This window comes from Phocaeicola fibrisolvens (assembly GCF_025567125.1).
In the GTDB taxonomy this organism is placed as follows: Bacteria; Bacteroidota; Bacteroidia; order Bacteroidales; family Bacteroidaceae; genus Phocaeicola; species Phocaeicola fibrisolvens.
On the sequence record NZ_JAOQJI010000011.1, the window covers coordinates 25,725 to 50,215 of the forward strand.

Consider the following 24,491-nt stretch of genomic DNA (forward strand, 5'->3'; position numbering starts at 1 on the left):
CCCCGTCCGGTCTTTATTTTCCCGCGAGGAAATGCCGGACAAAGCGCATGAAATGCAATACGGTATCGGCCTCCTGTCCCTGGGCCGATACAAAACAAAAATGCCGCTTGAACTGCAAGCCTTCAATGTCAATCACCTGAAAGTCGCCTTCCTTCAGTTCCCGCCCCAAGGCGCAAACCGACACAATGCCCATGCAATCGCTGCACCGCAGGAACGACTTGATGCCTTCCGTGCTGCCCAGGTGCATCCGCACGTTCAATGACGAAAGCTTCAACCCCTGCTCGGCCAACACCATTTCGATGGCATCCAGCGTGCCCGAGCCCCGCTCACGGAGCACCAGCGGCACGCGGGTAAACTCGTCCAATGTCAATTCCTCCTTTTCGGCCCAGCGTCCGCGTGGACACACCACCGGCACCAGCTCGTCGCACAAGAAAGGTTCATAGCGCAGGTTGGGCAAGCGGAACACACCTTCCACCATCCCCACGTCGATGGTATGCTCCTGTAACGCCTTCTCCACATTGCGCGAGTTGGTATCCATGAGCGACACACTCATCTGGGGATAACGTTCCGTATAAGCAGCCAATACAGGTGGAAGTACATATTGCGAGATGGTCGTACTCGCTCCCAGTCGCAGTTCCCCCGCATATTCGTTGTTCAGCTGGTGCATGTCGTACTCCAGCTTGCGGTAATCGGCCAGGATGCGTTCGCAATGCTCCATGAGCAGCTTCCCCGCCTCCGTGAGCGAGATGGAATTCCCCTTACGGTCGAACAGGCGCACCCCGTAGAGACTTTCCAGCTCGCGCACATGCTTGGTCACGGCCGGCTGACTCACGAACAATTCCTGCGAAGCCTTGGTAAAGCTGAGGTTGCGGGCCACACTGTAGAATGCTTTCAAACGGAAATCAGACATAGGCTACTCCACGGATTAAAGTTCCTCTGCCCGGATGCCCAGCGACTGAAGCACGGCAAACCCGAGCATCTCAAAACGGTAACTGCACTCGTGTACCGGAGGGTTCATGCCGAACACCGTCACACTCTCCTTGTCTTTCATTTTCTCTGCCAGTTCTGCTACAACTGAACCGTATTCTCCCTCATCGGGCACCAGCATCACCCGGCGCACGTCTTTCGACTCCGTGAGCAACTGCAACGATTCACCGAACAAGTCTTCCCGCCGGGCCATTCCCGAAGTCTGGAACGCATACAGGGAAAACTCGCCCAACCGGCTTTGGAAAGCCATGCCGTGAATCTCCTTTTCCAGGTCGGAAGGCGCACAGAAACGCATCCGGCCATGTGCCGCATCGTACACAAAAATCACCTGTATCTCGTGCTGCCCCGGTTCCAGGCCGGCATCTAGCGCCAGACATTCCAGCAGCACTGCCAAGTCGGCTTTAGGCAGTTCCCGGCCCACCAAGGGCGCAAAATGAGCCGCCATGTCCCCGCCCACGCGGTCCAAGAAGGCAGCATCTATCAAAATCACATCAGAAGCAAAGGGTATTTTCTTTTCCATAAATTAGTTAATGTGTTTCCGTTTATAGTTGTTTCCAGTCGCCAATGGTACCCGTTTCGGAAGAGAACACGGCCCCTATCCTGTACAGCTTGCGGCTGTCCGACTCATACTCGCGGGCATAGCCTTTTTCCTCTATCTGGCGCAAGGCCTCATCGGCCGTCCCGTCCAGCTTGAACTCGAAGATATAGACATACTGCGGCGTCTCCACCACACAATCCACGCGGCCCTGACTCTGCACCTTCTCCGTGTAGACCGTATAGACGCTTATCAACCGCATAATCAGGTAGAACGTATAATGGAAATAACGCTCCCGTTCCCGTTCGTTCTCCTTGCGGCGCATCGTATAAGGAATACTTGCCAGGAAAGAAGTCAGCCCCGTACGGAAATTGTCCAATTCCCCTTTCCGCAGAAATATGGTCGCCTCCCGCACCCAAGGATAAATCTTATCCCCGTTATCGAAGTATTTGGAAGCCACCATCGACAGAAAACCTTCCTTCACCTCCTTGTTGGGATAATCCAACAGGAACAAGTCAAAATCCCGGTCAAAGTTCTTGATGGTGAGATATCCGCTCTGGTAAATCATCGGAAGCGGCTGTTCCACGTCTGCCTTGTAGTCGATAAACTCCTTCGGCGCATAATAACGGCCCGTAATTTCGTCCATGTTTTCATTCGTGTGCGAAAGCAGGCGAATCAGGTAAGTAGGCGTCCCACTCTTGAACCAGTAGTCGGAAATACGCTGGGTAGAAAAGGCATTCAACAAACTGAACGGATTATAAATATCGGTCATCCGGTCACTGAAATGATAGCCATCATACTGGGCCTTCAGTCGGTTACGCATTTCCTCATACGTACATCCGTACACCTGTGCCATGCGCTCCATTGGCTCCCGGAAAGTATTCTCCAGTTCCTCCTGAGTGATACCGCAAAGCGTCTCATACTTGCCGTGCATGCTGATGTCGAAAGGCTGGTTGAAACCGCTGAACACGCTCACTTGGGAGAATTTTGTCACGCCCGTCAAGAACACGAACTGAAGATGCTCATCGGCCCCCTTGAACACCGAATAAAACGCTTTCAGGATGTTGCGGTGCTCTTCCTCCAGATTCTTATCCACATCCAATACGTCCAATATCGGCTTGTCATATTCATCCACCAGCACTACCGCACGACGCCCCGTTTGTTCGTGGGCCGCACGGAGCACCTTGATAAACCGTCCTCCCACATCCAGCCTGTCACTTTCAGAGGGCAGTCCGTAGCAAGCCTCCCATTCGGATACATAACTATCCAAGCGTTCTTCCAGCACTCCCTTCTGCATGAAGTTGGAACCATTGAAATCCAAATGAAATACCGGATACACCTTCCAGTCCTTTTCCAAACTGTCAATCTTCAAGCCCTTGAACAGTTCCTTCCGCCCAAAAAAATAGTTCTTCAGCGTGGAAACCAGCAGGCTCTTTCCGAAACGCCGCGGACGGCTCAGAAAGTAGATTTTTCCCTCATTAGCGAGAGAGTAAATCAAATCTGTCTTATCTACGTACACATAACCATCTTCAATCAGCTGGTCAAAACTCTGTATTCCGATTGGGTATTTCATAAATGCACAATTAATATTGAATCACAGGAAGCGACAAGTACTTATTATTCAATTCAAGCCTTTAGACAAAGGTACGAAAAATATCCGAGAGCCCGCACTTTTCTCCCGTTATTTCAATGATACCAATTTCGTCCCCCCATCGGCCCATCCGGGACCACAGCACAATCCACTCGTTCACAAAACCTTACGCCTCAGTCCAAACGCAAGTGCGTTTTTCCGACTGACAAAAAGCGGGTCGTAACTGACAGATTTTCAGTATAAAAGCCACACAAAATGACAATTCGTCAGGCTTTTCCAACAAATGGCTTCTGGCAAAGAGTTTGCATAAAAGTAAGCGTCAGTGCGCCGCCTGTCACAAGGCGGGAGGCTCCCGACAAAGAAAAAGAAAAACAACAAGAACGAGAAAGGAGACCATTTATGAACTTTAACAACTTTACAATCAAATCGCAAGAGGCAGTGCAGGAGGCGGTGAATCTGGTACAGAACCGTGGACAGCAGGCCATCGAGCCGGAACATTTGATGGCAGGATTGCTGAAGGTGGGCGAAAATGTAACCAACTTCATTTTCCAGAAACTCGGCATAAACGGCCAGCAGATAGAAACCGTACTCGACCGGCAGATTGCTTCCTTGCCGAAGGTATCGGGAGGAGAACCCTACCTGAGCCGTGACGCCAACGAAGTGTTGCAGAAAGCCGTGGAGGTATCCAAGGAACTGGGTGACGAATATGTATCACTCGAAGCCATACTGCTGGCACTGCTGAACGTGAAGAGCACGGTATCTACCATGCTGAAGGATGCAGGGCTGACCGACAAGGAACTGCGAGCTGCCATCCAGGAATTGCGTCAGGGACAGAATGTGACCTCGCAATCTAGTGAAGATACGTATCAATCACTGAATAAATATGCCATTAACCTGATAGAAGCTGCACGAAGCGGAAAGCTCGACCCGGTCATCGGCCGTGACGAGGAAATCCGACGGGTGTTGCAGATTCTGAGCCGGCGTACGAAGAACAACCCGATTCTGATTGGTGAACCGGGTACCGGTAAGACGGCCATCGTAGAGGGACTGGCACAGCGAATCCTTCGGGGCGATGTGCCGGAGAACCTGAAGAACAAACAGCTGTTCTCACTGGATATGGGTGCGCTGGTAGCAGGTGCCAAATACAAAGGTGAATTTGAGGAACGTCTGAAATCGGTCATCAACGAGGTGAAGAAGTCTGACGGAAACATCATCCTCTTCATCGATGAAATCCACACCTTGGTGGGTGCCGGAAAAGGCGAAGGTGCCATGGATGCGGCCAACATCCTGAAACCGGCCTTGGCCCGTGGGGAACTGCGGAGCATCGGTGCCACTACCCTCGACGAATACCAGAAGTATTTCGAAAAGGATAAGGCGTTGGAACGTCGTTTCCAGACCGTCATGGTAGACGAACCGGATACGGCCAGCTCTATCTCCATCTTGCGTGGACTGAAGGAGCGTTACGAAAACCACCATCAGGTGCGTATCAAGGATGAGGCCATCATCGCGGCCGTGGAACTAAGCAGCCGGTACATCACCGACCGTTTCTTGCCGGATAAGGCCATCGACCTGATGGATGAGGCAGCCGCCAAGCTGCGTATGGAACGTGACTCTCTGCCGGAAGAACTGGATGAGATTGAACGCCGATTGAAACAGCTCGAAATTGAACGCGAGGCCATCAAGCGGGAAAAGGACGAGGCAAAACTGGCTCAGTTGAACAAGGAGATTGCGGAATTGAAGGAACAGGAGACTTCTTACAAAGCCAAATGGCAGAGTGAGAAGGAGCTGGTGAACAAGATTCAGCAGAACAAGAAGGAAATCGAACAACTCAAGTTCGAAGCTGATAAGGCAGAACGTGAAGGCGACTACGGAAAGGTGGCCGAAATCCGTTACGGAAAGCTGCAGGCACTGGAGAACGAAATCAAGTCCATCCAGGAAGACCTGAAGAAGAAACAGGGCGACAACGCCTTGATCAAGGAAGAGGTAACGGCTGAAGACATCGCCGACGTGGTATCCCGCTGGACGGGCATACCGGTAAGCCGTATGTTGCAGAGCGAGCGTGAAAAGCTGCTCCACCTGGAAGACGAACTGCACAAGCGGGTCATCGGACAGGATGAAGCCATCCAGGCTGTGGCCGATGCTGTACGTCGTAGCCGTGCCGGACTGCAAGACCCGAGACGTCCGATTGGTTCGTTCATCTTCTTGGGTACGACCGGTGTCGGTAAGACCGAACTGGCCAAGGCTTTGGCAGAATACCTGTTCAACGATGAATCGCTGATGACGCGTATCGATATGAGTGAGTATCAGGAAAAGCATACCGTGTCACGTTTGATCGGTGCGCCTCCGGGATACGTAGGTTACGATGAAGGAGGTCAATTGACCGAGGCCGTACGTCGGAAACCGTATTCAGTGGTCTTGTTCGATGAAATCGAAAAGGCGCATCCGGATGTGTTCAACATCTTGTTGCAGGTACTGGACGACGGACGTCTGACCGACAACAAGGGACGTACGGTGAACTTCAAGAACACCATCATCATCATGACTTCCAACTTGGGCAGCTCGTACATCCAGAGTCAGTTCGAGAAGATCAATGACCAGAACCACGACCAGGTGGTAGACGAGACCAAGAAAGAGGTGATGAACATGCTGAAGAAGACCATCCGTCCGGAGTTCCTGAACCGTATCGATGAAATCATCATGTTCCAGCCGCTGAACAAGCCGCAAATCGAACAGATTGTCCGTTTGCAAATCAAAGGCATCCAGAAGATGCTGGAGGACAACGGTGTAACCTTGCAGATGAGCGACGAAGCCATCGACTTCTTGGCTACTGCCGGCTACGATCCGGAATTCGGTGCACGTCCGGTTAAACGTGCCATCCAGCGCTACTTGCTGAACGATTTGTCAAAGAAACTTCTGTCACAGGAAGTGAACCGCGAGAAACCGATTATCGTAGAGCGCGAGGGTGATGGATTGAAGTTCCGTAACTAAGTCTACGGGATTTTTCCCTTATCTTCTATTATATAAAATGAACCCTCCACAGGAAGTCCTGAAAAGGATACCTGCGGAGGTTTTTTTGTTTGTATTTCTCTTGTTGTCACGGAAGGTATTCCGGAACTCAGGGAATCGTCATGCGTTTCAGTTCGTCGAGCGTACCGTTGAACACGTTCAAATCCACTTCTTCCCGGATGCCCGGCAAGCGGCCCACGTCGGTATGCTGCCAGAAGCGCCACTGTCCTTTGTATTCCACCGAATCAGCGTAGTAATGGGCAATCCAATAAGGATAGGAGTTGAAAACAGAGTCGTTCAAGTAGCGGGTCTTGAACTTGTAGGATGTATAGAGAATCGGTTTCACCCGATAATAATGTTCGATTTTATCCAGCCAGATTTTCAAGTCGTGGCGGAGTTTCTTTTCGTTCTCCCCCCTCACCTCGATGTCAAGTACCGGAGGCAGGTCGCCCGATTCCAGTTTCACCGAACGGATAAAGAAATCGGCTTGGCGGGAAGCATCTGTCTTGGGATTGTAGAAATGATAGGCACCGCGGATGAACCCATGCTTGCGGGCCTCGTCAAAGTTATGAATGAATGCCGTATCACTGAAGTCCCCTCCCTCGGAGGCTTTCATAAATACAAAGCGTACAGGAAATGGAGATGTCTGCGTTTTCTGCAACTCACCCCAGTCTATGTTTCCCTGGTGGTGCGACACGTCGAAACCATGCACCTCAAAGCCGTATGGCAAACATACCCCATAAGCTTTCATCCCGTAGCAAGGTTTCCAGCGGTAAGCATAAGGACGGATAAAGAAATAATAAAAACAGATGACAAAACAAGCCCCTACTCCTCCCAGCAAGAGATAATAGCACCAGGAAGGCATTTGCCATTGGCGGATTTTTTTCTTTCCCTTGGGAGTTTTTCTTCCCGACGGCTTTCCGGAAGCAGTTTTTCGTCTGCCCGTTGTCTGCCTTACCGCAGGACGCTTGCGGGAAGCTTTATTCTCGGATTCGTTCACCGCAAGGATGGGTGATTTTTTTGCCATTATCAAGGTGTTTTTTTAGAAAATTCAACAGATGTACCGGAACCCGGTAGAGGTTAATTCAACAAATAGCGAAGAATCCGGCCCTCTCAACGGTCGGCCCGATTCTTCGCTAAGTCTATTCACCTGAAAGTCTCCCCCTCGGGAGAATCAGGAATCAATTATTTTGCCTGTTCGTACTGCAAAGTCTTCGTCGGCTGGTCGCAAACTTCAGACGGACCGAAGTACTGAATCGGACCCGGATATACATAATCTGTTTCCTTAGCCCAAGTGTCACGCATAGCAGCGAAAGCCTTGAACGGAGCACCATCCAGTTTCACCAGTGCTTTCTGGATAACCGGTTTCATTTCACCGTGACGGCGTTCCATGTTCATCATCATAGTGATAGGCACACCACCTGCAATCCATTCAGCAGCCGGAGCAGTGGTATTGCGTACAGAAGACATGTAACCTGTCTTACCGTTGGCAATCAACATAGATGCAGTGTAGCCCAAAGAGTAGCAGTAGTCAGCATCGAAGTTAGACGGAGCAGCGCAACGTCCTTCGTAACCGAAGAAGTGGTGCTGAGCAGCGAACTTACCTACGAACTTGCCTTCTTCCTTCCACTGAGCCAGCTTAGTTCCTACCATTTCAGACAACAGCTTTTCAGTTTCAATCAAAGAAACCTGTACGTTTCCGTGCGGGTCACGGTCGAGTGACAACTGACGAGCTACGCCTTCCGGCAGAGAAGCATAGATAGCTGCATTTTCAGGAGACAGCTTGCTGATGATATAATCGCGCTGTTTAGAACGCTTGATGCTGTTGAATTCTTCGCCGTTGGCAGCCAGGAAGTCGTTCAATTCAGCAATCAGACGCTTCATAGCCGGGATGAATTCGATCAGACCTTCCGGAATCAATACCGTACCGAAGTTGTTGCCGGCAGCAGCACGGTCAGCAACTACCTGTGCGATGTAAGTCACGATGTCGTCCAAAGACATGTTCTTGGCTTCTACCTCTTCAGAGATGATACAGATGTTCGGCTGAGTCTGCAAAGCACATTCCAGTGCGATGTGAGAAGCAGAACGTCCCATCAATTTGATGAAGTGCCAGTATTTACGAGCTGAGTTACAGTCGCGTTCGATGTTACCGATTACTTCAGAGTAAGTCTTGCAGGCAGTATCGAAACCGAATGAAGTTTCAATCATTTCGTTCTTCAAGTCACCGTCGATAGTCTTCGGGCAACCGATTACCTGAATGCCGTAGTTCTTGGCAGCATAATATTCAGCCAATACACAAGCGTTTGTATTTGAGTCGTCACCACCGATGATTACCAGTGCCTTGATACCCAGTTCCTTCAGGATTTCGTATCCTTTTTCAAACTGGTCTTCTTTTTCCAGTTTTGTACGTCCTGAACCGATGATATCGAAACCACCTGTGTTACGGTATTCGTCGATGATATCGGCTGTCAGTTCCATATATTTGTGGTCTACCAAACCGCCAGGACCCAGGATGAAACCATACAGTTTGTTGGCCGGGTTCAGTTTCTTGATACCGTCGAACAAACCTGAGATAACGTTGTGACCACCAGGAGCCTGTCCACCAGACAAGATTACGCCGACGTTCATCGGAGCAAATTCCTTCGCTTCACCTTCCACGAACTGAATCAACGGCATGCCGTAAGTGTTCGGGAACAATTTCTTGATTTCTTCCTGATCGGCTACAGACTGAGTCGGTTCGCCTTCCTTAGCTACTACTGCACCCTTCAATGCTTTCGGCAGTTTCGGCTGGTAAGCAGCTCTTGCAATTTGTAATGCACTTTTTGTCATAATTGTTATATTTATAAAGGTGTATTGAAATAATCTTTTTCGTTGCTGTGCAAATTTCGTATTTTTTTCGCAAATATGAAAGAAAGCCGGCAATTTTAGCCTCACCTAACCTCTTTTCTCTTCCAGATAAGTCTTGATGCGTTCCAGCAACGTCAGACATCCTTGCAGCTTCGGATTCTCATAACACACATAGGCCTGCATGAACAGACGGGCCACGGTTTCTTTCACGTCAGGGATGTACACAGCCTTGTCCAGCTGCATTTCTGCGGGAAGTTCAACCTGGTCGAACCAGGCCTTCAACTGGTTTACTTCTTCAAGTGTATAGACATTCTTCATATTGTGATACATTTTTATTAAAAGGGATAACCTACAGCAAAATGAAACGCAAAGTCGCGTTTGAAATCAGGAGAGATAATGGGATAACGGTCGCGGCCGGTATACATGGGATTGATGGCCTTCATACCACCGTCGAAACGAATAATCAGGAAGTCCAGGTCGAAACGGAGTCCCAACCCGTAGGCCACCGCCAACTGCTTGTAGAAACGGTTGAACTTGAACAAGCCCTCAGGCTGAAGTTCCCGGTTGCGGATAGACCACACGTTACCTGCATCAATGAAAGCTGCTCCGTTCAGTTTCCAGAACAAATGAGTCCGATATTCCACATTCAGGTCGAGTTTGATATCTCCCGTATGGTTCACGTAATCCAGGCTGTTGCCGTCGCCCCGGTATCCACCCGGCCCCAGCGAACGGACGCTCCATCCACGCACGCTGTTGGCTCCTCCGGAGAAATAAAGTTTCTCAAACGGCAAGCTCTTTGAGTTTCCGTAGGGTACGGCTACTCCCAGTCCCACATGAAAAACCAGCGCATTGCGATCGTCAATCATAAAGTTCTTGGCAAAATCAAAATCCGCTTTCACATACTGTGCGAAGTCAATGTTGGCCATCTGATAAGCCTCTCCATTCTTCGGACGTCCGTTAATGGCCTTCGAAAATAAATAAAGCAAGTTGCCCGATTCCTCAATGTTGAAACGGATAGAATAGGAATTGCGCTGGGAAGTTTTCAGGCTGGCAGCCCCCGAACTGTTATAAGTATAGGTATATCCCATACGCACAATAAACAAGTCTTCGTAGCTGTAGCGAAGCAAAGGATTTTTCTCGTCCATCAAATCCAAGTACTGGCGGAAAGTTTCCGAACGGTAAGGCATGTAGATGTAGTTCAGGTCGAGTACATCGACACGATGAGTGGCACGGTGCTTGCTCCATCGGTAGCTCCACCCTGCCGAAGCTACGGTGCGCTCAAACTCCGGACGTATTTGCCAGTTATATTTCATGGTCACTTCGGAAGTGGCCCGGCTTCTCCGTCGAAAATCTGCCGACAGGAATGGGAACATGAACTCAGGGAAGTTCAGGCTGGTTTCCACTCCATATTCCATGTAATTGCTGTTGGCATATCCCTCCAGTCCCGTCACGGCCTCATAAGCCCCACGGAGCTTGATGGTAAAAGTTTCGGAACCTTTGAATAAATTACGATGAGTATACGCCACAGAAGCCGCAGCTCCCAGGTCGCCGGCCGAATTGGTTCCTTCTATTTCGAAAGAAAGCGATTTGTTCTTGTTGCGTGTCAGCATGACGTATGCATCCAGGTAAGCCGAATCAGCCTTCAACTCCTCCTGGAAACGAATATTCGAATACTTCAGGATATTCAGACGTCCCAAGGCAGAATACGTGTTCTGCACATCACGTACCCGATACAGTCGTCCTTTTTTCAGGTAATTGTAATCGCTGATTACCTGTGGACGGAGGAACATTTTGTCGACAAAATAGAAATTCACACCTCCCGCCTGAAGAGAATCGAGCCCTCTCAGGGCATCGGCAGACAAATCGGCGAAATCCGCATCAAACACGAAATCCACATTCCGGATGTAATATTGCCGGTGTGGCGACGGAGCATCCTCCTTCTTGCGGCGATAAGGGTGCAACTGCATAATGAGGTCTACCTTCCTCGTATTCAGCATGGTATCGGCCTGAAAAGTAATGAAATCTTTATTGAAACGATAATACCCACGGTTTTGCAGATATTGGGTGATGCGGTCACGTTCCTGATCCAGCATATTGATGTCAAACCGCACCCCGACCTTCAAGAAAGAACGGGCAGAATCGGTCATCAGGTAATCATGTATCTGGTAATCGGCAATATCGTAAGCTATATGGGATATCAGATAAGGCTCTCCCGAATGAATCTGATAATAAACCTTGATTTTCTTTCCCTTTATCTGGCTCGACATGCTCACCTGCCCGCTCATGTATCCCATGTTGCGTACAGCCTGCTCAATCTGCACCCGTGTTTCTTCTGCCAGTACCGGGTCGTAGATGCGGGGAGCATCCCCAATCCGGTAAAGGAAACGGTTCATCCACTTGGTCGAGTCTTTTCCGGCTGCCCCGTAAATATACATGGGAAGCTTTACCAGACTGAACCACTTGGCATTGGGTGTCTGGCGCAAATAAGCACTCATTTGGGAAGACTTGATCTCCTTGTTGTCCGACTCTACCTTCACATTGTCCAGAAGATAATGCCCCTCAGGAATGAATTTACTGACCGAACATCCGTTCAGGAAAAGCAGCAAACACAATAAACCGACATAGTAACAGGGGGATATCTTCATACAAGTAACGAGGTATATACAAATTTACATGCAAAGATAGGCAATAATTAAAAATATCTTCTTAGCTTTGTTCTTAAAATATAATTAAAAATCTGCGCCCTACTATGCTGAGCAAAAACAGAATCAAATACATCCGGTCACTGGAAATGAAAAAATACCGGAAAGCCGAAAAAGCATTTCTGGCCGAAGGCAACAAACTGGTACACGACCTGCTGGGACATTTTTCCTGCAAACTGCTGGTAGCTACTACCTCCTGGCTGGAAGCGAACCCTCGCCTGATAGCCCAGGAGACGATTGAGGTCTCTCCTGAAGAGCTAAGTCGCGCCAGTCTGCTGAAAACACCGCAGGAAGTGCTGGCCGTATTTGAAATTCCGTCGTACACCCGCGATGATACCTTGCCGGCCCGCTCACTCTGTCTGGCACTCGACGACGTACAGGACCCGGGCAACCTGGGTACCATCATCCGCATCGCCGACTGGTTCGGCATTACACACATCTTCTGTTCCCAAGGCACAGTCGACGCCTTCAACCCGAAAACCGTACAGGCAACCATGGGAGCACTGGCGCGGGTGAAACTGCACTATTGCGACCTGAAAGAATTTATCCGCACGCAAGCGGCCCGGCACGTTCCCGTATTCGGTACCTTCCTCGACGGAGGAAACATCTATTCACAAGAGCTGTCAGACCACGGAGTGATTGTCATGGGAAACGAAGGGAACGGAGTAAGCCAGGAAGTAGAAGCCCTCGTATCCCACAAGCTGCTTATCCCCAACTATCCGCAAGGACAGGAAACCAGCGAATCGCTGAACGTGGCCGTAGCTACAGCCATTGTCTGTGCCGAATTCCGCCGCCGCATGTCATAGGCTGACCAACCGGCTTCCGGCGGTAAATGCCATCGACAGCACATCGAACGCAACAACCTGAAAGGCCTTGAGAGGCTCACCGGCTTCCACCCCCTCAGATATACGAGAGCAAAAAGCCTGAAAGGACTCTCCTGTCCGGATTTCAGGCTGTGACGGAGCAAGAATCACCAAGCCTCCCAGCCAGACGGTGTGCCGCATTTCCGCCTCCAGCGGCTCTACCGACACACAGCATCCACTTCCTTCGTCTACCCCGATGCGCTGCATGCGAAACAAACGGTTCTGTCCCGCATGCCAAAGGAAATGAGAAGCATAATATTTCATTTTCTCCACAATTAACGTCTCATGATTCTCGCGCGCTGAATGCGTGGCAAGGAGTCCCTTCGAAGAGAGTCTCTATGCAAAGAATCCACGGGAACCACGACTGAATCAAGCACATTCACCGCGGGTGTCTCGTACATCCGGTAACGCATCAGCTGAATGCCGCTGAGCAAGACAGAACTCTTTTCCGCTCCGGAATAATACATAAAGCCGCTCACGTTCTTGAAATTGAAAGCCGAATCCGGACGAAGGAACAGACGTTGCATGCCTGAACCACTCACCACACGAGTAATTCCCTGCACACTGTCATTGTCAAACGTCACATTCAATCCCATCACGACTTTCCCACGCATTTTTCCTGCAGGCATAAACGAAAGATGTGCCTCCAAAACCAGGTTATCCTTCGGATGGAAGGAAGTATCGGCTTTCAAATCAAATACGGCCTTGTTGGTCAACGGTGCAGAAGTCAGCCAGTAAATGGTACGGTCCTGCCACAAATCCACTGTATCTCCCGACAGCGACACCGACATTTCCCCGCTATGACGGGCTACCTGCTTCTTCAAACGGTCTGACGTATCGTTCATCCGCTTCTGCAAGTTCTGGTAAATGTTCGACATCTCGTCGCTGTGGCGCGAGTACCACGCCATCGAAGAATCAAATTCCGCCTCCGTGACGTGGTGTTTCTTGAACACATAGGCAAGGTAGGCCTCCTTCTTATAGTTTTCAGAATACGGCAAATCGGCACTCAGCGTCGTGGCCAGGTGATAATCATAAAGTAGATTCTCCATGGCCTGAGGCTGAATAATCTCCTTAGGCACTTTCTTGCCGCATCCGAACAGGCCGCACAGCATCATGGCCGAAATCCCTATAACCGCTATCCGTTTCATTTCTTGGCTTCTTTGGAAGTAGTGGACTCTGTACGGGCACCCGTATTCAGGTAGCGCGAATAAAAAATGAGCAATGCAATGATGCCGCAGCTGATGGCCGCATCGGCAAAATTGAATATCGGACTGAAGAAGATAAAATGGTCACCTCCCACAAAAGGCATCCAGTCGGGCCAGTAGGTGTCGATAATCGGGAAATAGAACATGTCCACCACCTTTCCGTGCAGCCAGCTGGAATAGCCTTCACCCAGCGGCACCCACGAAGCAATCTGCGAATGTGTGCTCTCACTGAAAATCTCGCCATAGAACACACAGTCGATGATGTTGCCCACCGCTCCGGCCAGAATCAGGGAAAGACACACCAGGTAACCGTTCTTCACTTTGTCCGTGGTCCGTTTCACCAGCTTGGTAATGTACACCGTAATCAACACGGCCGCCACAATGCGGAACAGCGTCAGAAACAGTTTGGCGAAAATCTCAAGCCCGAAAGCCATACCGTTGTTTTCGGTGAAATAAATATAAAACCAGTCGGTCACATGAATGTTCTCATGCAGAAACATGTTTGTCTTTACCGAAATCTTGATAAGCTGGTCAATAATCAGCACCCCTGCCACCACAAGAGCGGCCAGACGACCCTGAGTGAGAAATTTCTTCATCTTCTTTAAATTACAAATCAATTCAAAAAAATTGAGAACTGAAAATTGAAAACAGGCCACTCTGAAAAGCAGTGTTTTTCAACCTTCAATTCCCAACTTCGAGTTAAAAACTAATGTTCGTTACTTCTTTCCATGCTGCTTGGCTTCAATGCTCAATGTGGCATGAGGAACCGCACGAAGACGCTCAGCGGGAATCAACTTTCCTGTTTCACGACAGATTCCGTAGGTTTTGTTTTCAATACGTACCAGTGCCGCACGCAGGTTTTGAATGAACTTCAGCTGACGAGCTGCCAGACGAGTGGTTTCTTCCTTCGACAATGTGTTGGCTCCTTCTTCCAAGACCTTGTATGTAGGAGATGTATCGTCTGTATCGTTCCCATCCGTGTTCATTATACTACTTTTCAGTTTCTCATAGTCGCGTTCCGCGAGCTGAAGTTTTTCCATGATAATGGCGCGGAATTCTTCAAGTTCAGCGTCAGAATACCTCGTTTTTTCAGCCATAGTGCTTAAAGTTTTAAGTTAATAATAGTATCCACCCGGCACAGAACCGGGTGGATGAGTTCATATTACAATTTCGTTACATTTACATACAACGAAAAGTCATCAAAACTAATTTCCGTGCCGTTTTCCACCTCATCGGCCAGAACCAATGAGTTAGCCAGCACTTGGTTGCAAATATAAGTATTATATTCATTTATCGCGTCATCGGTATTCGGATTTTTTGACAGCACGATGGCAATCTTGTCGGTAATCTCGAAACCGCTGCTCTTACGGATGTTCTGAATACGGTTCACCAGTTCACGGGCGATACCTTCACGCTTCAGTTCGTCGGTCACGGTCACTTCCAGCGCTACGGTCAGTTTGCCTTCATTGGCTACCAGCCAGCCCGGGATGTCCTCGCTGAAGATTTCCACATCCGATGCTTCCACTACGGCCTCCCCGCCTTCCAGCTGGAAGGTGTAGCTTCCGTTCTTCTCCAGTTCGGCGATGGCTTCCTGCGACATGCCTGCCACGGCAGCAGCTACGGCCTTCATCTGTTTTCCGAATTTCGGGCCCAGCTTCTTGAAGTCGCATTTCACTTTCTTCACCAGCACACCTGCCCCACCGTCCACGAACTTGATTTCCTTCACGTTCACCTCGTTCATGATCAGGTCTTTCACTGCCTCGATATGCTGTTTCTGTGCTTCGTCTACCACCGGAATCATGATACACTGCAGCGGCTGACGCACCTTGATGTTCACCTTACGGCGCAAAGCCAGTACCATAGAAGTAACATCCTGTGCCATCTGCATACGGGCTTCCAGTTCCGCATTGATCAGGCTTTCGTCGGCTACCGGGAACTTGGCAAGGTGTACAGAAACCACCTGGTCGCGTCCGGTCACGCCAATCAAGTCCATATACAGACGGTCGGCATAGAACGGAGCAATCGGTGCCATCAGTTTGGCTACGGTCTCCAAGCAAGTGTAGAGTGTCTGATAAGCAGACAGCTTATCGGTCGACATGGCACTGCCCCAGAAACGTTTACGGTTCAGACGCACGTACCAGTTACTCAAGTTATCGTTTACAAAGTCGGTAATCAGACGTCCGGCCTTGGTCGGTTCGTAATCCGTAAAGCAAGCATCCACGTTCTTGATCAGCGTGTTCAGCAACGACAGAATCCAGCGGTCGATTTCCGGACGTTCGTTCATCGGCACGTCCTTCTCCGCGTAGGTAAAGCCATCCACGTTGGCATACAAGGCAAAGAATGAATACGTGTTGTACAAGGTACCGAAGAACTTGCGGCGTACTTCGTCCACTCCTTCCGTATCAAACTTCAGATTGTCCCACGGAGAAGAGTTCGTAATCATGTACCAGCGCAACGGGTCGGAACCGAACTTCTCGATGGCACCGAACGGGTCGACGGCATTGCCCAGACGCTTCGACATCTTGTTGCCGTTCTTGTCGAGCACCAGACCATTGGAGATGACGTTCTTGTAAGCCACACTGTCGAACACCATCGTAGCGATGGCATGCAGCGTGAAGAACCATCCACGTGTCTGGTCTACCCCTTCCGCAATGAAGTCAGCCGGATAGTAGCTGCGAGAGTCTATCAGTTCCTTGTTTTCAAACGGATAGTGCAACTGTGCATACGGCATGGAACCTGAATCGAACCATACGTCAATCAAATCCGACTCACGCTTCATCGGCTTGCCCGAAGCAGATACCAGGATGATGTCGTCTACATACGGACGGTGCAAGTCAATCTTGTCGTAGTTCTCCTTATTATATACGCCCGGCTGGAATCCCAGTTTCTTGTACGGATTTTCCGTCATGAAACCGGCAGCCACCGATTTTTCAATTTCGTTATACAGTTCTTCTACTGAACCGATGCAGATTTCCTCGCCTTCCTCGCTTCTCCAGATAGGCAGCGGTGTACCCCAGTAGCGCGAACGGCTCAAGTTCCAGTCGTTCAGGTTTTCCAACCATTTTCCGAAACGGCCTGAACCCGTAGATTCCGGTTTCCAGTTGATGGTCTTGTTCAGTTCCATCATACGTTCCTTGCAAGCCGTAGAACGGATGAACCAGCTGTCCAGCGGATAATACAACACCGGTTTGTCGGTACGCCAGCAGTGCGGATAGTTGTGCACATGCTTTTCGGTCTTGAACGCCAGTCCCTGCTGTTTCAGCATCATGCAGATATACACGTCGAGTGATTCGGCTGCCTGAGCAGCTTTCTCGTCGTATTTGCCGTCGACGGTAAACTGCGGGTCGTATGCGTTCTTCACCCAGCGGCCTTGGTATTCCTTGTATTTCTCTACATCCACACATTCCTTCACGAACGCCTCATCCAGTTCCTCCATCAGATAGAACTTACCGGTCAGGTCGACCATCGGACGAGTTTCACCCTTTTTGTTGATCATGAACAAAGAAGGGATGCCCGCCGCACGTGCCACGTTGGCATCGTCGGCACCGAATGTCGGCGCGATGTGTACGATACCCGTACCGTCTTCCGTAGTCACATAGTCACCCGGAATCACGCGGAACGCTTTGTCGGCAGCCTCTTTCCATGTACCGTCTTCGGCAGCTTCCACCGGTTTCACCCACGGGATAAGCTGTTCGTATTCCATACCCACGAGGTCGGTACCCTTGTACTCACCAACCACCTTGAACGGAACCAGTTTGTCGCCCGGCTTGTAGTCTTCCAGTGCCAAACCTTCCGCCTTCTTGTTGAAGTGCGCATACAGCAACGGTTTGGCCAGTACCACCGTCATTTTCTCGCCATTGTATGAATTGTATGTCTGTACGGCCACGTAGTCAATCTTCGGGCCCACGCAGAGAGCCGTATTTGAAGGCAAAGTCCACGGAGTAGTCGTCCATGCGATGAAGTACGGTGTACCCCACTCCGCCATTTCCGGTTTCGGGTTCTTCATCTTGAACTGAGCCACCACGGTCAGGTCTTTCACGTCGCGGTAGCATCCCGGCTGGTTCAGCTCGTGCGAGCTCAATCCCGTACCAGCAGCCGGAGAATACGGCTGGATGGTGTAACCCTTGTAGAGCAAGCCTTTCTTGTAAAGCTGTTGCAACAGCCACCACAAGGTTTCAATGTAGCGGTTGTCGTAAGTGATGTACGGGTTGTCCAGGTCTACCCAGTAACCCATCTTATGTGTAAGGTCGGTCCATTCTTTCGTGAACTTCATGACATCCGTGCGGCAGTGCTTGTTGTAGTCTGCCACCGAAATCGTTTTACCGATATCCTCCTTGGTGATGCCCAGTGCCTTTTCCACTCCCAGTTCCACCGGCAGTCCGTGTGTGTCCCATCCGGCTTTACGCTTTACCTGGAAGCCCTTCATGGTCTTGAAACGGCAGAATGTATCCTTAATCGTACGCGCCATTACGTGGTGAATGCCCGGCATACCGTTGGCTGAAGGGGGACCTTCGTAAAACACGAAAGAAGGACATCCCTCACGTTCCGTCATACTTTTGGAAAACACATCGTTCTCATCCCATGTTTTCAGCACCTCCTTGTTGATTTCCGACAAGTTGAGCTGCGAATATTCAGTAAACTTCTTACTCATAATTATTATGTGATTTTTTATCTATTATCTAGTTTATCAGGAAGAACCCTCCCAAATTTAGGCTGCAAATTTATAAGAAAAAAAAGTTATATAAAAGAAATCGGCAGAAAAACGATGAAGGGACTGACGAAGAGAACTACTTTCTCTTCGCCAACTCGGAGGATATCATTTCGGCTTGCTTGATAACCGTCTCTGTAGCGAGCATTTGCATATCCGGCAGATAACCATAACGGCGTAACAGGCGTTTGAAAATCATCATATCAGTTTATTAAGCATCAATTTAATATCTTCCGGCACTCTTTTTTCATCCATCGCATCCAAATGAAATCCATGATACGTGTTCTCACTTTCACACTTGAACTCAATATACTGATTATGTACCTGATCGAAAAAGTAAAGCACTCTCAAATCTGCTCCAATAGCTTTCAGAAGCATATTCTCCGCTTCTTCTCTACTACACATCAATATAGACACTTTCTCACCTTTATTGGCCGGATGTGCCCCTTTCCCGTTCTCTCCATGCTTTGGATTCAGATTGAATATCCGTTGGGGCTTACGGTTGGTTTCATACCATTTTAAAACAGATTTAAAGTCAGCTTTCCTGACCTCCAGTTCCCAATCTGCCTGATTACGCTTTACCTGAATTACTTTAACGGCATCCGAAAAAGCATCCTGATTTACCAAAAGAAATACACTTCCATCTGTAGCCACCGCCTTCCGCTCTGCCATTTCGCACAATGTATCATCCTTTATTGGCAAGCCATGACACATATAGCTTTCCGTATCCTTCTGTACTTTCTGCATCCGCCAGTTCTCTCCCCATCGGCTCATCACCATACGCATACGGGTCTTGATACTGGGATAGCACTCTTCTATCGTCTCTACAGGATACAGGAATGACGATACATTGTCCGCATCATAGTAGCCTTCGTAGTTTTCGTTTGCTATAAACCTACATATTTCGTTTATGTTTTCTATCACCTTCAAGATTTCATTTTCAGTCATGACACCTTTGGTCCTAATATACTCCGGTTGTCCTTCCACTTCCTCATATCTCGGCAGCAATAAAAATAACTCGCTATGCTCCATATCAAAATCCGGTTAACGTTTGCAGGTCAATATCTATCTGGTCAAAGAATCCCTTTGGAGGACGGATAATACGCCCAGTCTCCGAAATCTGCAACCGGTGCGACAAAGCCGTATGTCCGTGTTCTTCTCGCTCAAAATAGTATATGGAAAGCCTATCTGGAGTAATCCACTTCTTGTTTACAGCTACCAGACTGCCGTTTATGATGTGGTCGCTATGTGATTCTATGATGATTTGCACGCCGTGAGCCACTGCTTTCGATATCAATTCCATCAACACGGCCTGTCCTTTGGGATGCAAGTGTGCCTCCGGGTTCTCAATCAGTATAATGGCATCCTTATCCGCACTTAACACGGCTATCAATATGGGTAATACATACGTAATTCCAAACCCCGTGTTCAGGGCTGTAATATCCTCCGTAATGGTATTCCCCTCACGATTGAATTTATATTTCAATTTGAAATCTTCTCCAGCCGGCTCAATATTAATCTTGATATTGGGTGAAACCAGACGCAACCAACGTTCCACTTGCACAGCAAGCCGATAATCGGGCGTAATATCTTCTTTGTCTATGATAGCCAGTTCTTCTATGGGAATATTGAGGTTCTTATACTGCTCCAGAAAATGCACTGCATATTCGCACTGCCCCATGCTTTTGGATATCTGTTTCTTGGTTACCACCAAAGAAGTATCACGGTTATAACTCTTTTGAGGTCCGAACCGGAAAGCACTCAGGTATTGGAATTTCTCATTGAACAATGAATATTTTGACAATACGGCTTTTGAAGTTTCATTATCCTCTGCTCCAGGCAACATCGTGTCCATGATGTTGTCGGGATACTCAAACGAAAAATTCAAATCAGCTTGCTCCGCAAATTTCATGTCAATATTTAAGGTATGTTCTCTTGAAGCCTGACAAGCCAGTTCTCCCGATATCCCGGCATCGCACAAATCGCCTTTCAGATTCAAACCAGCATCCAAGTCGTTCATCATAAAAGACTGACGCAACAGAATCAACGACTGTATAACTGTTGACTTTCCCATGCCATTCATTCCTGTAAGGATTGTCAGTCCGTTCAAATCCAGATCCGTATGGTCATGAAGCTTTAAATTATTTATGCTCAAATGGGTTATCATAAGCTTATTATTTCTTTTATCAGTGATTTCACCATCGTAAACCGTTGTTCCACATTGTATTTCTGTCCTGTACCGGTCGATATAGAGAAATTGAATTTTTCATCATTAAATAAACGAATCATTCCGGCCTTGAAGTCTTCTGCATTTTTCAACAGCAAATGCTGTTCTTCGTCGCTCAACCAAGCGATATTTACACTCAGCGTATCATATACCGACTTGGATATAGGCTTTCTTTTGTCGGTAATCTTATATCGCTTACGGAATGTATCTTTTTTGAATATCTCATAACAGCACTCCATCGCCTTGTCAAAAGAGACCCGTATGTCATTTCTTTGTGCAGGAGTCATTTTATTTAATTCTCCCATCTTATCATTCAGAAACATATCCAAGTCGCCCATGTAATCCTGATAACCGATAAAGAACGCCACAAACCGGTTGACAAAATCCCGATCTTGCATCCGCTTGCTTTTCACGGAATAATTGGTAGCCTTTTTAAAAGACTCCATATTGGCCAGCTCCTTTATAAATATTGCCGCAGGTCCCTGATTCAAAGCGTGACGCATTTCCTGGGGAGTTAAAGGTTCTCCCGCGGTATTCACACGTTGGAATATTATGTATTTCACATCCAACGGAGTACCTTTACGCAAGGTGTTCATGGTGATTTTGAGCGATTTGATGCGCTTCACTTCAGGCCGTGCCAGTTGTGAAAAAGTCAAGCCTTCAAAATTTTTCAAGAACTGTAGTCCCTCCAGTTTCAAAGGTTCATCTTCCTTCAAAACAAAATCCCTTATCGCACAGATTCGTTGTAACCCGTCTATAATGGAAAGTTTTTGACTTACAGGGTCTTCACTAAAATAGAATGAGGGCAAAGGAAGTCCCAGCAGAATTGACTCTATCAGCCTGCTCTTTTTCACGTTATCCCATACGTCAGCCGCACGCTGAAAATCAGGCTGCAAATCTATCTCATCGTTTTCCAGTTGTTCTATCAGCGAGCCTAAATTCACAGTCGATATATCCACATCAATCTCATTGGGATTAAAAGGTTTGGTTATCACTTCCATTGACTTCCCTCCGTTAAGATCTTCTTCTTCTACTCCCAGTTCATTTTGTATTTTAAGGTCTTCCATACTCATAAGAAACTCATTCTATTTTAGCCAAATTCTTCAATCTCAGTTTACTCAACCGTCCCTGTTCCTTCAACTGTGTTTCAAACTCTAGCCACAAAGGCCATTAATCCGAATTATATACAAAGATATGGATTTAATCACATCAAGGGAAATAATAAATTAACTTTTTACGATTGTCACAAAAAGCCAACTTCCGCTTTTCCCAAACCTCCCGCCGAAGATACCCCATCCTCAAAGAATTTTCTACGTTTTCCGGCAGAGAAACATACGGTTTTCACGCGGAAAACATACGGCTCCGCCACGGGAAACGTACGGTTCCGGGAAGGGAAACATAAAAAAGTGCCTGAAGTTTCCGTAAAAACCTCCAGGCACTTTCCGAACAAGTTCCTTACTTGTCTTCTATTTCTTGATTTTCCGTTTGTAAAGCTCCGCCCGCGCCAGAATCTCCCGCACGAACTCATACGTATCGCTGCCGCGGAGATAGCCGTTCTTGCAGACGGGGTCCTGATAATATTCCTTGTTGCTCTTGAGCAGCATGTAATGGGCCACGTGGTGCTCCCACAGGTAACGGTTGCGGCCGTATTTCTCGGCCAGGGCCATGGCATCGGTCACATGGCCTATCCCGCAGTTGTAGGCGGCCAGGATGAACTTCGCCTGCTCTTCCTTGTCGGTTACCTTACTGAACGTGCGCTGCATGTTGGCGATGTATTTCACGGCGGCCTTGATGCTCTCTTCCGGGTCCTGCTCCTTGCCAGGCGGTACTCCCATCAAACGGGAGGTAGCAGGCATGAGCTGCATCAGTCCCTTGGCTCCGGCCCACGACACCACGTTTGGATTGAAGTTCGATTCCGTATAGGCCAGGGAGGCCAGCAGACGCCAGTCCCACCCGATTTCCTTGGCATAGCGGCGGAACAGTGCATCGTAGTGGGAAATCTTGCCGTCTTTCACGGAAAGAATGGACCCGTGCGACGGACGCTTGGCCAGTTCGAAATAACGGCGGGCACTGGCCCGGAACTCCGGTGAATTGATGTTCTCCCGGTGCCACTTGTCGGCTGCGGCGGCCAGCTGGGGCGAGGTCTTACGCACAGCCCACGATGAACGCTGGTCGAAGCTGATAGCCAGCTTGATGTCCAGCACCGGATAATAGGTTCGGTTGATTTTGGCGATTTCGTCGGTGGCCACCGTATAGTCGATACGGCCCTCCGCCACCCACGTAATCAGGTCTTCCGACGAAACACTGTCGGAGGAGACCTCACAGATGTCGATGCCGCCTCCCAGCTCCCGGTTCAGGTTCTCCAGCCGGGTACGGTATTTTCCGGAGTTGACATAGACCTTCTTCCCCACCAGCTCCGTCACGTCTTTCAGGGCTTCCTTTCCGCGCCGCTGCACGATGACCTGGCGAGTGATGTCTTCCTCCCCGCAATAAATCAGACTGTCTTTCAGGGCGTTGGTCATGATGAGGTTATAGGCCACCAGGTCGCCTGCCCCACTGAGCAGACTGTCCACCAGCCCTTCTTCGTCTTTCACCACCTTTACCTTCAGGGTCAGGCCGAGCGACTTGGCAAACTGCTGGGCCAGTTCGTACTGGAATCCCATGGGTTCGCCGCGGTAGTTGAAGTACGACACGGAACTGTTGACCGTGAGCACCACCAGTTCTTTCTTCTCCAGTATCTGCGGCAAGTCGACCGCCACCTCCTCCGTCTTCTTTTCCGGCTGACAGGAAAAGAGCAGCAGCGCCATCGCCCCTACCAGACATCCGATCCAGGTTTTCATCGGTCGACGATTTTTTCGATGTACATTTTCAGAATCTCAATGGCTTTTTCATTGTGTCCTCCCTGCGGGACAATCAGGTCGGCAATCCGCTTGGCCGGCTCGATGAACTCCAGGTGCATGGGTTTCAGCACCCGCACGTAACGGTCCATCACGGCCTCCGCCGTACGTCCGCGTTCAATCACATCCCGCTGGATGACACGTATCAGACGTTCGTCGGGGTCGGCATCCACAAAGATGCGCAGGTCCATCTGCTTGCAGAGACGACGGTCGCTCAGGGCCAGAATCCCTTCGATGATGACCACCTTGCGCGGCTCTACATGAATGGTCTCCTTCTGGCGGGTACAGGTCAGGTAGGAATACACGGGCTGTTCGATGGCCTCGCCCCGGCGCAGCATCTCCACGTGCTTCGAAAGCAAATCCCAGTCGAAGGCAGAAGGATGGTCGAAGTTGATGTTCTGCCGTTCTTCCACGGGCACATGGCTGCTGTCCTTGTAATATGAGTCGAGCGGAAGCACTGCCACTTCGTTTTCCGGCAGACTTTCTACAATCCGTCGCACCACAGTTGTTTTCCCGGAGCCTGTTCCTCCTGCAATTCCAATGATAATCATAACTTGTTTCAATAATTAATTTCTATATTTGCAATACACAAAAATACGAAAATCATAAAAACAAACAAACATGGTCAAACACATTGTTCTATTCAAACTGAAAGAAAGTCTTTCTGCGGCTGAAAAAGCCGACATCATGCACCGTTTCAAGGCGGCTATCGAGGCCCTTCCGGCCACCATTCCTTTTATCCGCGACATCCATGTGGGACTGAACGAGAACCCGGCAGAGACATGGGACATCTGCCTGGACAGCAGTTTCGACACCCTCGACGACGTAAAAGCCTATTCCATCCATCCGGCCCACGTGGCTGCGGCGGGTATCCTGAAAGAGGCCAAGGAAAATCGGGCCTGCGTGGACTATACCCTCTAACC

At 49.1% G+C, this 24,491-nt stretch carries 21 protein-coding genes; 3 read left to right on the top strand and 18 right to left on the bottom strand.

Going from position 1 to position 24,491, the window contains the following annotated elements:
* Positions 1-13: 13 nt before the first annotated feature.
* Genes OCV81_RS06645 through OCV81_RS06655 form a run of 3 tightly spaced genes read right to left on the bottom strand, consistent with a single transcriptional unit; the run spans position 14 to position 3,095 of the window.
* Positions 14-910, bottom strand: a complete 897-nt coding sequence (locus OCV81_RS06645) for a LysR family transcriptional regulator (protein WP_148329379.1) — start codon at positions 908-910, stop codon at positions 14-16.
* A 15-nt stretch (positions 911-925) separates the two neighbouring features.
* The gene (locus OCV81_RS06650) at positions 926-1,507 is read right to left on the bottom strand and encodes a DUF6621 family protein (RefSeq protein WP_148329380.1); all 582 of its coding nucleotides are present in this window, start codon (positions 1,505-1,507) and stop codon (positions 926-928) included.
* 22 nt (positions 1,508-1,529) lie between these two features.
* Positions 1,530-3,095, bottom strand: coding sequence for an ATP-binding protein (locus OCV81_RS06655; RefSeq protein ID WP_148329381.1), 1,566 nt, complete (start codon positions 3,093-3,095; stop codon positions 1,530-1,532).
* A 417-nt stretch (positions 3,096-3,512) separates the two neighbouring features.
* Between OCV81_RS06655 and clpB the strand changes: the two genes are divergently transcribed.
* Entirely contained in the window at positions 3,513-6,101 is a 2,589-nt protein-coding gene (gene clpB / locus OCV81_RS06660; RefSeq protein WP_022353896.1) for an ATP-dependent chaperone ClpB, read from the top strand.
* Positions 6,102-6,228: 127 nt separating this feature from the next.
* On the opposite strand, the gene OCV81_RS06665 is transcribed toward clpB, so the two are convergent.
* From OCV81_RS06665 to tamL, 4 genes are all read right to left on the bottom strand, one after another.
* Positions 6,229-7,146 carry a glycoside hydrolase family 25 protein gene (locus OCV81_RS06665; RefSeq protein WP_148329382.1) on the bottom strand — a complete coding sequence of 306 codons (918 nt, stop codon included), beginning with the start codon at positions 7,144-7,146 and terminating at the stop codon, positions 6,229-6,231.
* Positions 7,147-7,304: 158 nt separating this feature from the next.
* A complete protein-coding gene (locus tag OCV81_RS06670; protein WP_022353894.1) occupies positions 7,305-8,948 on the bottom strand; it encodes a diphosphate--fructose-6-phosphate 1-phosphotransferase in 1,644 nt (547 codons plus the stop codon).
* 105 nt (positions 8,949-9,053) lie between these two features.
* On the bottom strand, positions 9,054-9,284 hold the full coding sequence (locus tag OCV81_RS06675) for a DUF6965 family protein (RefSeq protein ID WP_022353893.1): 231 nt from the start codon (positions 9,282-9,284) through the stop codon (positions 9,054-9,056).
* A gap of 17 nt (positions 9,285-9,301) precedes the next feature.
* Complete coding sequence (tamL, locus tag OCV81_RS06680; RefSeq protein ID WP_148329384.1) at positions 9,302-11,611, bottom strand: translocation and assembly module lipoprotein TamL; 2,310 nt, start codon at positions 11,609-11,611, stop codon at positions 9,302-9,304.
* 104 nt (positions 11,612-11,715) lie between these two features.
* Between tamL and OCV81_RS06685 the strand changes: the two genes are divergently transcribed.
* Positions 11,716-12,474, top strand: a complete 759-nt coding sequence (locus OCV81_RS06685) for a TrmH family RNA methyltransferase (protein WP_148329385.1) — start codon at positions 11,716-11,718, stop codon at positions 12,472-12,474.
* Here OCV81_RS06685 and OCV81_RS06690 read toward each other — a convergent pair.
* The 11 genes from OCV81_RS06690 to udk all read right to left on the bottom strand — a co-directional run bounded on the left by OCV81_RS06690 (position 12,469) and on the right by udk (position 24,119).
* A complete protein-coding gene (locus tag OCV81_RS06690) occupies positions 12,469-12,795 on the bottom strand; it encodes a hypothetical protein (protein WP_148329386.1) in 327 nt (108 codons plus the stop codon). The genes OCV81_RS06685 and OCV81_RS06690 overlap by 6 nt on opposite strands.
* A gap of 11 nt (positions 12,796-12,806) precedes the next feature.
* Positions 12,807-13,679: a DUF4296 domain-containing protein gene (locus OCV81_RS06695; protein ID WP_022353889.1), complete on the bottom strand. Its 873-nt coding sequence runs from the start codon at positions 13,677-13,679 to the stop codon at positions 12,807-12,809.
* On the bottom strand, positions 13,676-14,332 hold the full coding sequence (locus tag OCV81_RS06700) for a lipoprotein signal peptidase (protein WP_022353888.1): 657 nt from the start codon (positions 14,330-14,332) through the stop codon (positions 13,676-13,678). Before OCV81_RS06700 ends, OCV81_RS06695 begins: the two co-directional genes overlap by 4 nt.
* A 120-nt stretch (positions 14,333-14,452) precedes the next feature.
* The gene (locus OCV81_RS06705; RefSeq protein WP_022353887.1) at positions 14,453-14,833 is read right to left on the bottom strand and encodes a TraR/DksA family transcriptional regulator; all 381 of its coding nucleotides are present in this window, start codon (positions 14,831-14,833) and stop codon (positions 14,453-14,455) included.
* A gap of 65 nt (positions 14,834-14,898) precedes the next feature.
* Positions 14,899-18,387 (bottom strand): isoleucine--tRNA ligase, encoded by a 3,489-nt coding sequence (ileS, locus tag OCV81_RS06710; RefSeq protein ID WP_148329387.1) that lies wholly within the window; start codon positions 18,385-18,387, stop codon positions 14,899-14,901.
* A 136-nt stretch (positions 18,388-18,523) separates the two neighbouring features.
* Positions 18,524-18,646, bottom strand: coding sequence for a type I restriction enzyme endonuclease domain-containing protein (locus tag OCV81_RS17835; RefSeq protein ID WP_148329388.1), 123 nt, complete (start codon positions 18,644-18,646; stop codon positions 18,524-18,526).
* A complete protein-coding gene (locus tag OCV81_RS06715) occupies positions 18,643-19,476 on the bottom strand; it encodes a hypothetical protein (RefSeq protein ID WP_148329389.1) in 834 nt (277 codons plus the stop codon). Before OCV81_RS06715 ends, OCV81_RS17835 begins: the two co-directional genes overlap by 4 nt.
* A 1-nt stretch (position 19,477) precedes the next feature.
* Positions 19,478-20,611 (bottom strand): AAA family ATPase, encoded by a 1,134-nt coding sequence (locus OCV81_RS06720; RefSeq protein WP_148329390.1) that lies wholly within the window; start codon positions 20,609-20,611, stop codon positions 19,478-19,480.
* Positions 20,608-21,744: a DUF262 domain-containing protein gene (locus tag OCV81_RS06725; protein WP_148329391.1), complete on the bottom strand. Its 1,137-nt coding sequence runs from the start codon at positions 21,742-21,744 to the stop codon at positions 20,608-20,610. Before OCV81_RS06725 ends, OCV81_RS06720 begins: the two co-directional genes overlap by 4 nt.
* 393 nt (positions 21,745-22,137) lie before the next feature.
* A complete protein-coding gene (locus OCV81_RS06730) occupies positions 22,138-23,511 on the bottom strand; it encodes an MltF family protein (protein ID WP_148329392.1) in 1,374 nt (457 codons plus the stop codon).
* Positions 23,508-24,119: a uridine kinase gene (gene udk, locus OCV81_RS06735; protein WP_148329393.1), complete on the bottom strand. Its 612-nt coding sequence runs from the start codon at positions 24,117-24,119 to the stop codon at positions 23,508-23,510. Before udk ends, OCV81_RS06730 begins: the two co-directional genes overlap by 4 nt.
* Before the next feature lie 70 nt (positions 24,120-24,189).
* On the opposite strand from udk, the gene OCV81_RS06740 reads away from it, so the two are divergent.
* Positions 24,190-24,489, top strand: a complete 300-nt coding sequence (locus OCV81_RS06740; protein ID WP_072542101.1) for a Dabb family protein — start codon at positions 24,190-24,192, stop codon at positions 24,487-24,489.
* The last annotated feature ends 2 nt before the right edge of the window (positions 24,490-24,491 follow it).

Excerpts from the sequence above, each read along its gene's own strand:
- udk (WP_148329393.1), bottom strand. The coding sequence starts at position 24,119 with ATGATTATCATTGGAATTGCAGGAGGAACAGGCTCCGGGAAAACAACT.
- OCV81_RS06715 (WP_148329389.1), bottom strand. The coding sequence starts at position 19,476 with ATGGAGCATAGCGAGTTATTTTTATTGCTGCCGAGATATGAGGAAGTG.
- OCV81_RS06725 (WP_148329391.1), bottom strand. The coding sequence starts at position 21,744 with ATGAGTATGGAAGACCTTAAAATACAAAATGAACTGGGAGTAGAAGAA.
- ileS (WP_148329387.1), bottom strand. The coding sequence starts at position 18,387 with ATGAGTAAGAAGTTTACTGAATATTCGCAGCTCAACTTGTCGGAAATC.
- OCV81_RS06670 (WP_022353894.1), bottom strand. The coding sequence starts at position 8,948 with ATGACAAAAAGTGCATTACAAATTGCAAGAGCTGCTTACCAGCCGAAA.
- OCV81_RS06655 (WP_148329381.1), bottom strand. The coding sequence starts at position 3,095 with ATGAAATACCCAATCGGAATACAGAGTTTTGACCAGCTGATTGAAGAT.
- OCV81_RS06665 (WP_148329382.1), bottom strand. The coding sequence starts at position 7,146 with ATGGCAAAAAAATCACCCATCCTTGCGGTGAACGAATCCGAGAATAAA.
- OCV81_RS06730 (WP_148329392.1), bottom strand. The coding sequence starts at position 23,511 with ATGAAAACCTGGATCGGATGTCTGGTAGGGGCGATGGCGCTGCTGCTC.
- OCV81_RS06690 (WP_148329386.1), bottom strand. The coding sequence starts at position 12,795 with ATGAAATATTATGCTTCTCATTTCCTTTGGCATGCGGGACAGAACCGT.
- OCV81_RS06705 (WP_022353887.1), bottom strand. The coding sequence starts at position 14,833 with ATGGCTGAAAAAACGAGGTATTCTGACGCTGAACTTGAAGAATTCCGC.
- OCV81_RS06700 (WP_022353888.1), bottom strand. The coding sequence starts at position 14,332 with ATGAAGAAATTTCTCACTCAGGGTCGTCTGGCCGCTCTTGTGGTGGCA.
- clpB (WP_022353896.1), top strand. The coding sequence starts at position 3,513 with ATGAACTTTAACAACTTTACAATCAAATCGCAAGAGGCAGTGCAGGAG.
- OCV81_RS06645 (WP_148329379.1), bottom strand. The coding sequence starts at position 910 with ATGTCTGATTTCCGTTTGAAAGCATTCTACAGTGTGGCCCGCAACCTC.
- OCV81_RS06675 (WP_022353893.1), bottom strand. The coding sequence starts at position 9,284 with ATGAAGAATGTCTATACACTTGAAGAAGTAAACCAGTTGAAGGCCTGG.
- OCV81_RS06650 (WP_148329380.1), bottom strand. The coding sequence starts at position 1,507 with ATGGAAAAGAAAATACCCTTTGCTTCTGATGTGATTTTGATAGATGCT.
- OCV81_RS06720 (WP_148329390.1), bottom strand. The coding sequence starts at position 20,611 with ATGATAACCCATTTGAGCATAAATAATTTAAAGCTTCATGACCATACG.
- tamL (WP_148329384.1), bottom strand. The coding sequence starts at position 11,611 with ATGAAGATATCCCCCTGTTACTATGTCGGTTTATTGTGTTTGCTGCTT.
- OCV81_RS06740 (WP_072542101.1), top strand. The coding sequence starts at position 24,190 with ATGGTCAAACACATTGTTCTATTCAAACTGAAAGAAAGTCTTTCTGCG.
- OCV81_RS06695 (WP_022353889.1), bottom strand. The coding sequence starts at position 13,679 with ATGAAACGGATAGCGGTTATAGGGATTTCGGCCATGATGCTGTGCGGC.
- OCV81_RS06685 (WP_148329385.1), top strand. The coding sequence starts at position 11,716 with ATGCTGAGCAAAAACAGAATCAAATACATCCGGTCACTGGAAATGAAA.
- OCV81_RS17835 (WP_148329388.1), bottom strand. The coding sequence starts at position 18,646 with ATGATGATTTTCAAACGCCTGTTACGCCGTTATGGTTATCTGCCGGAT.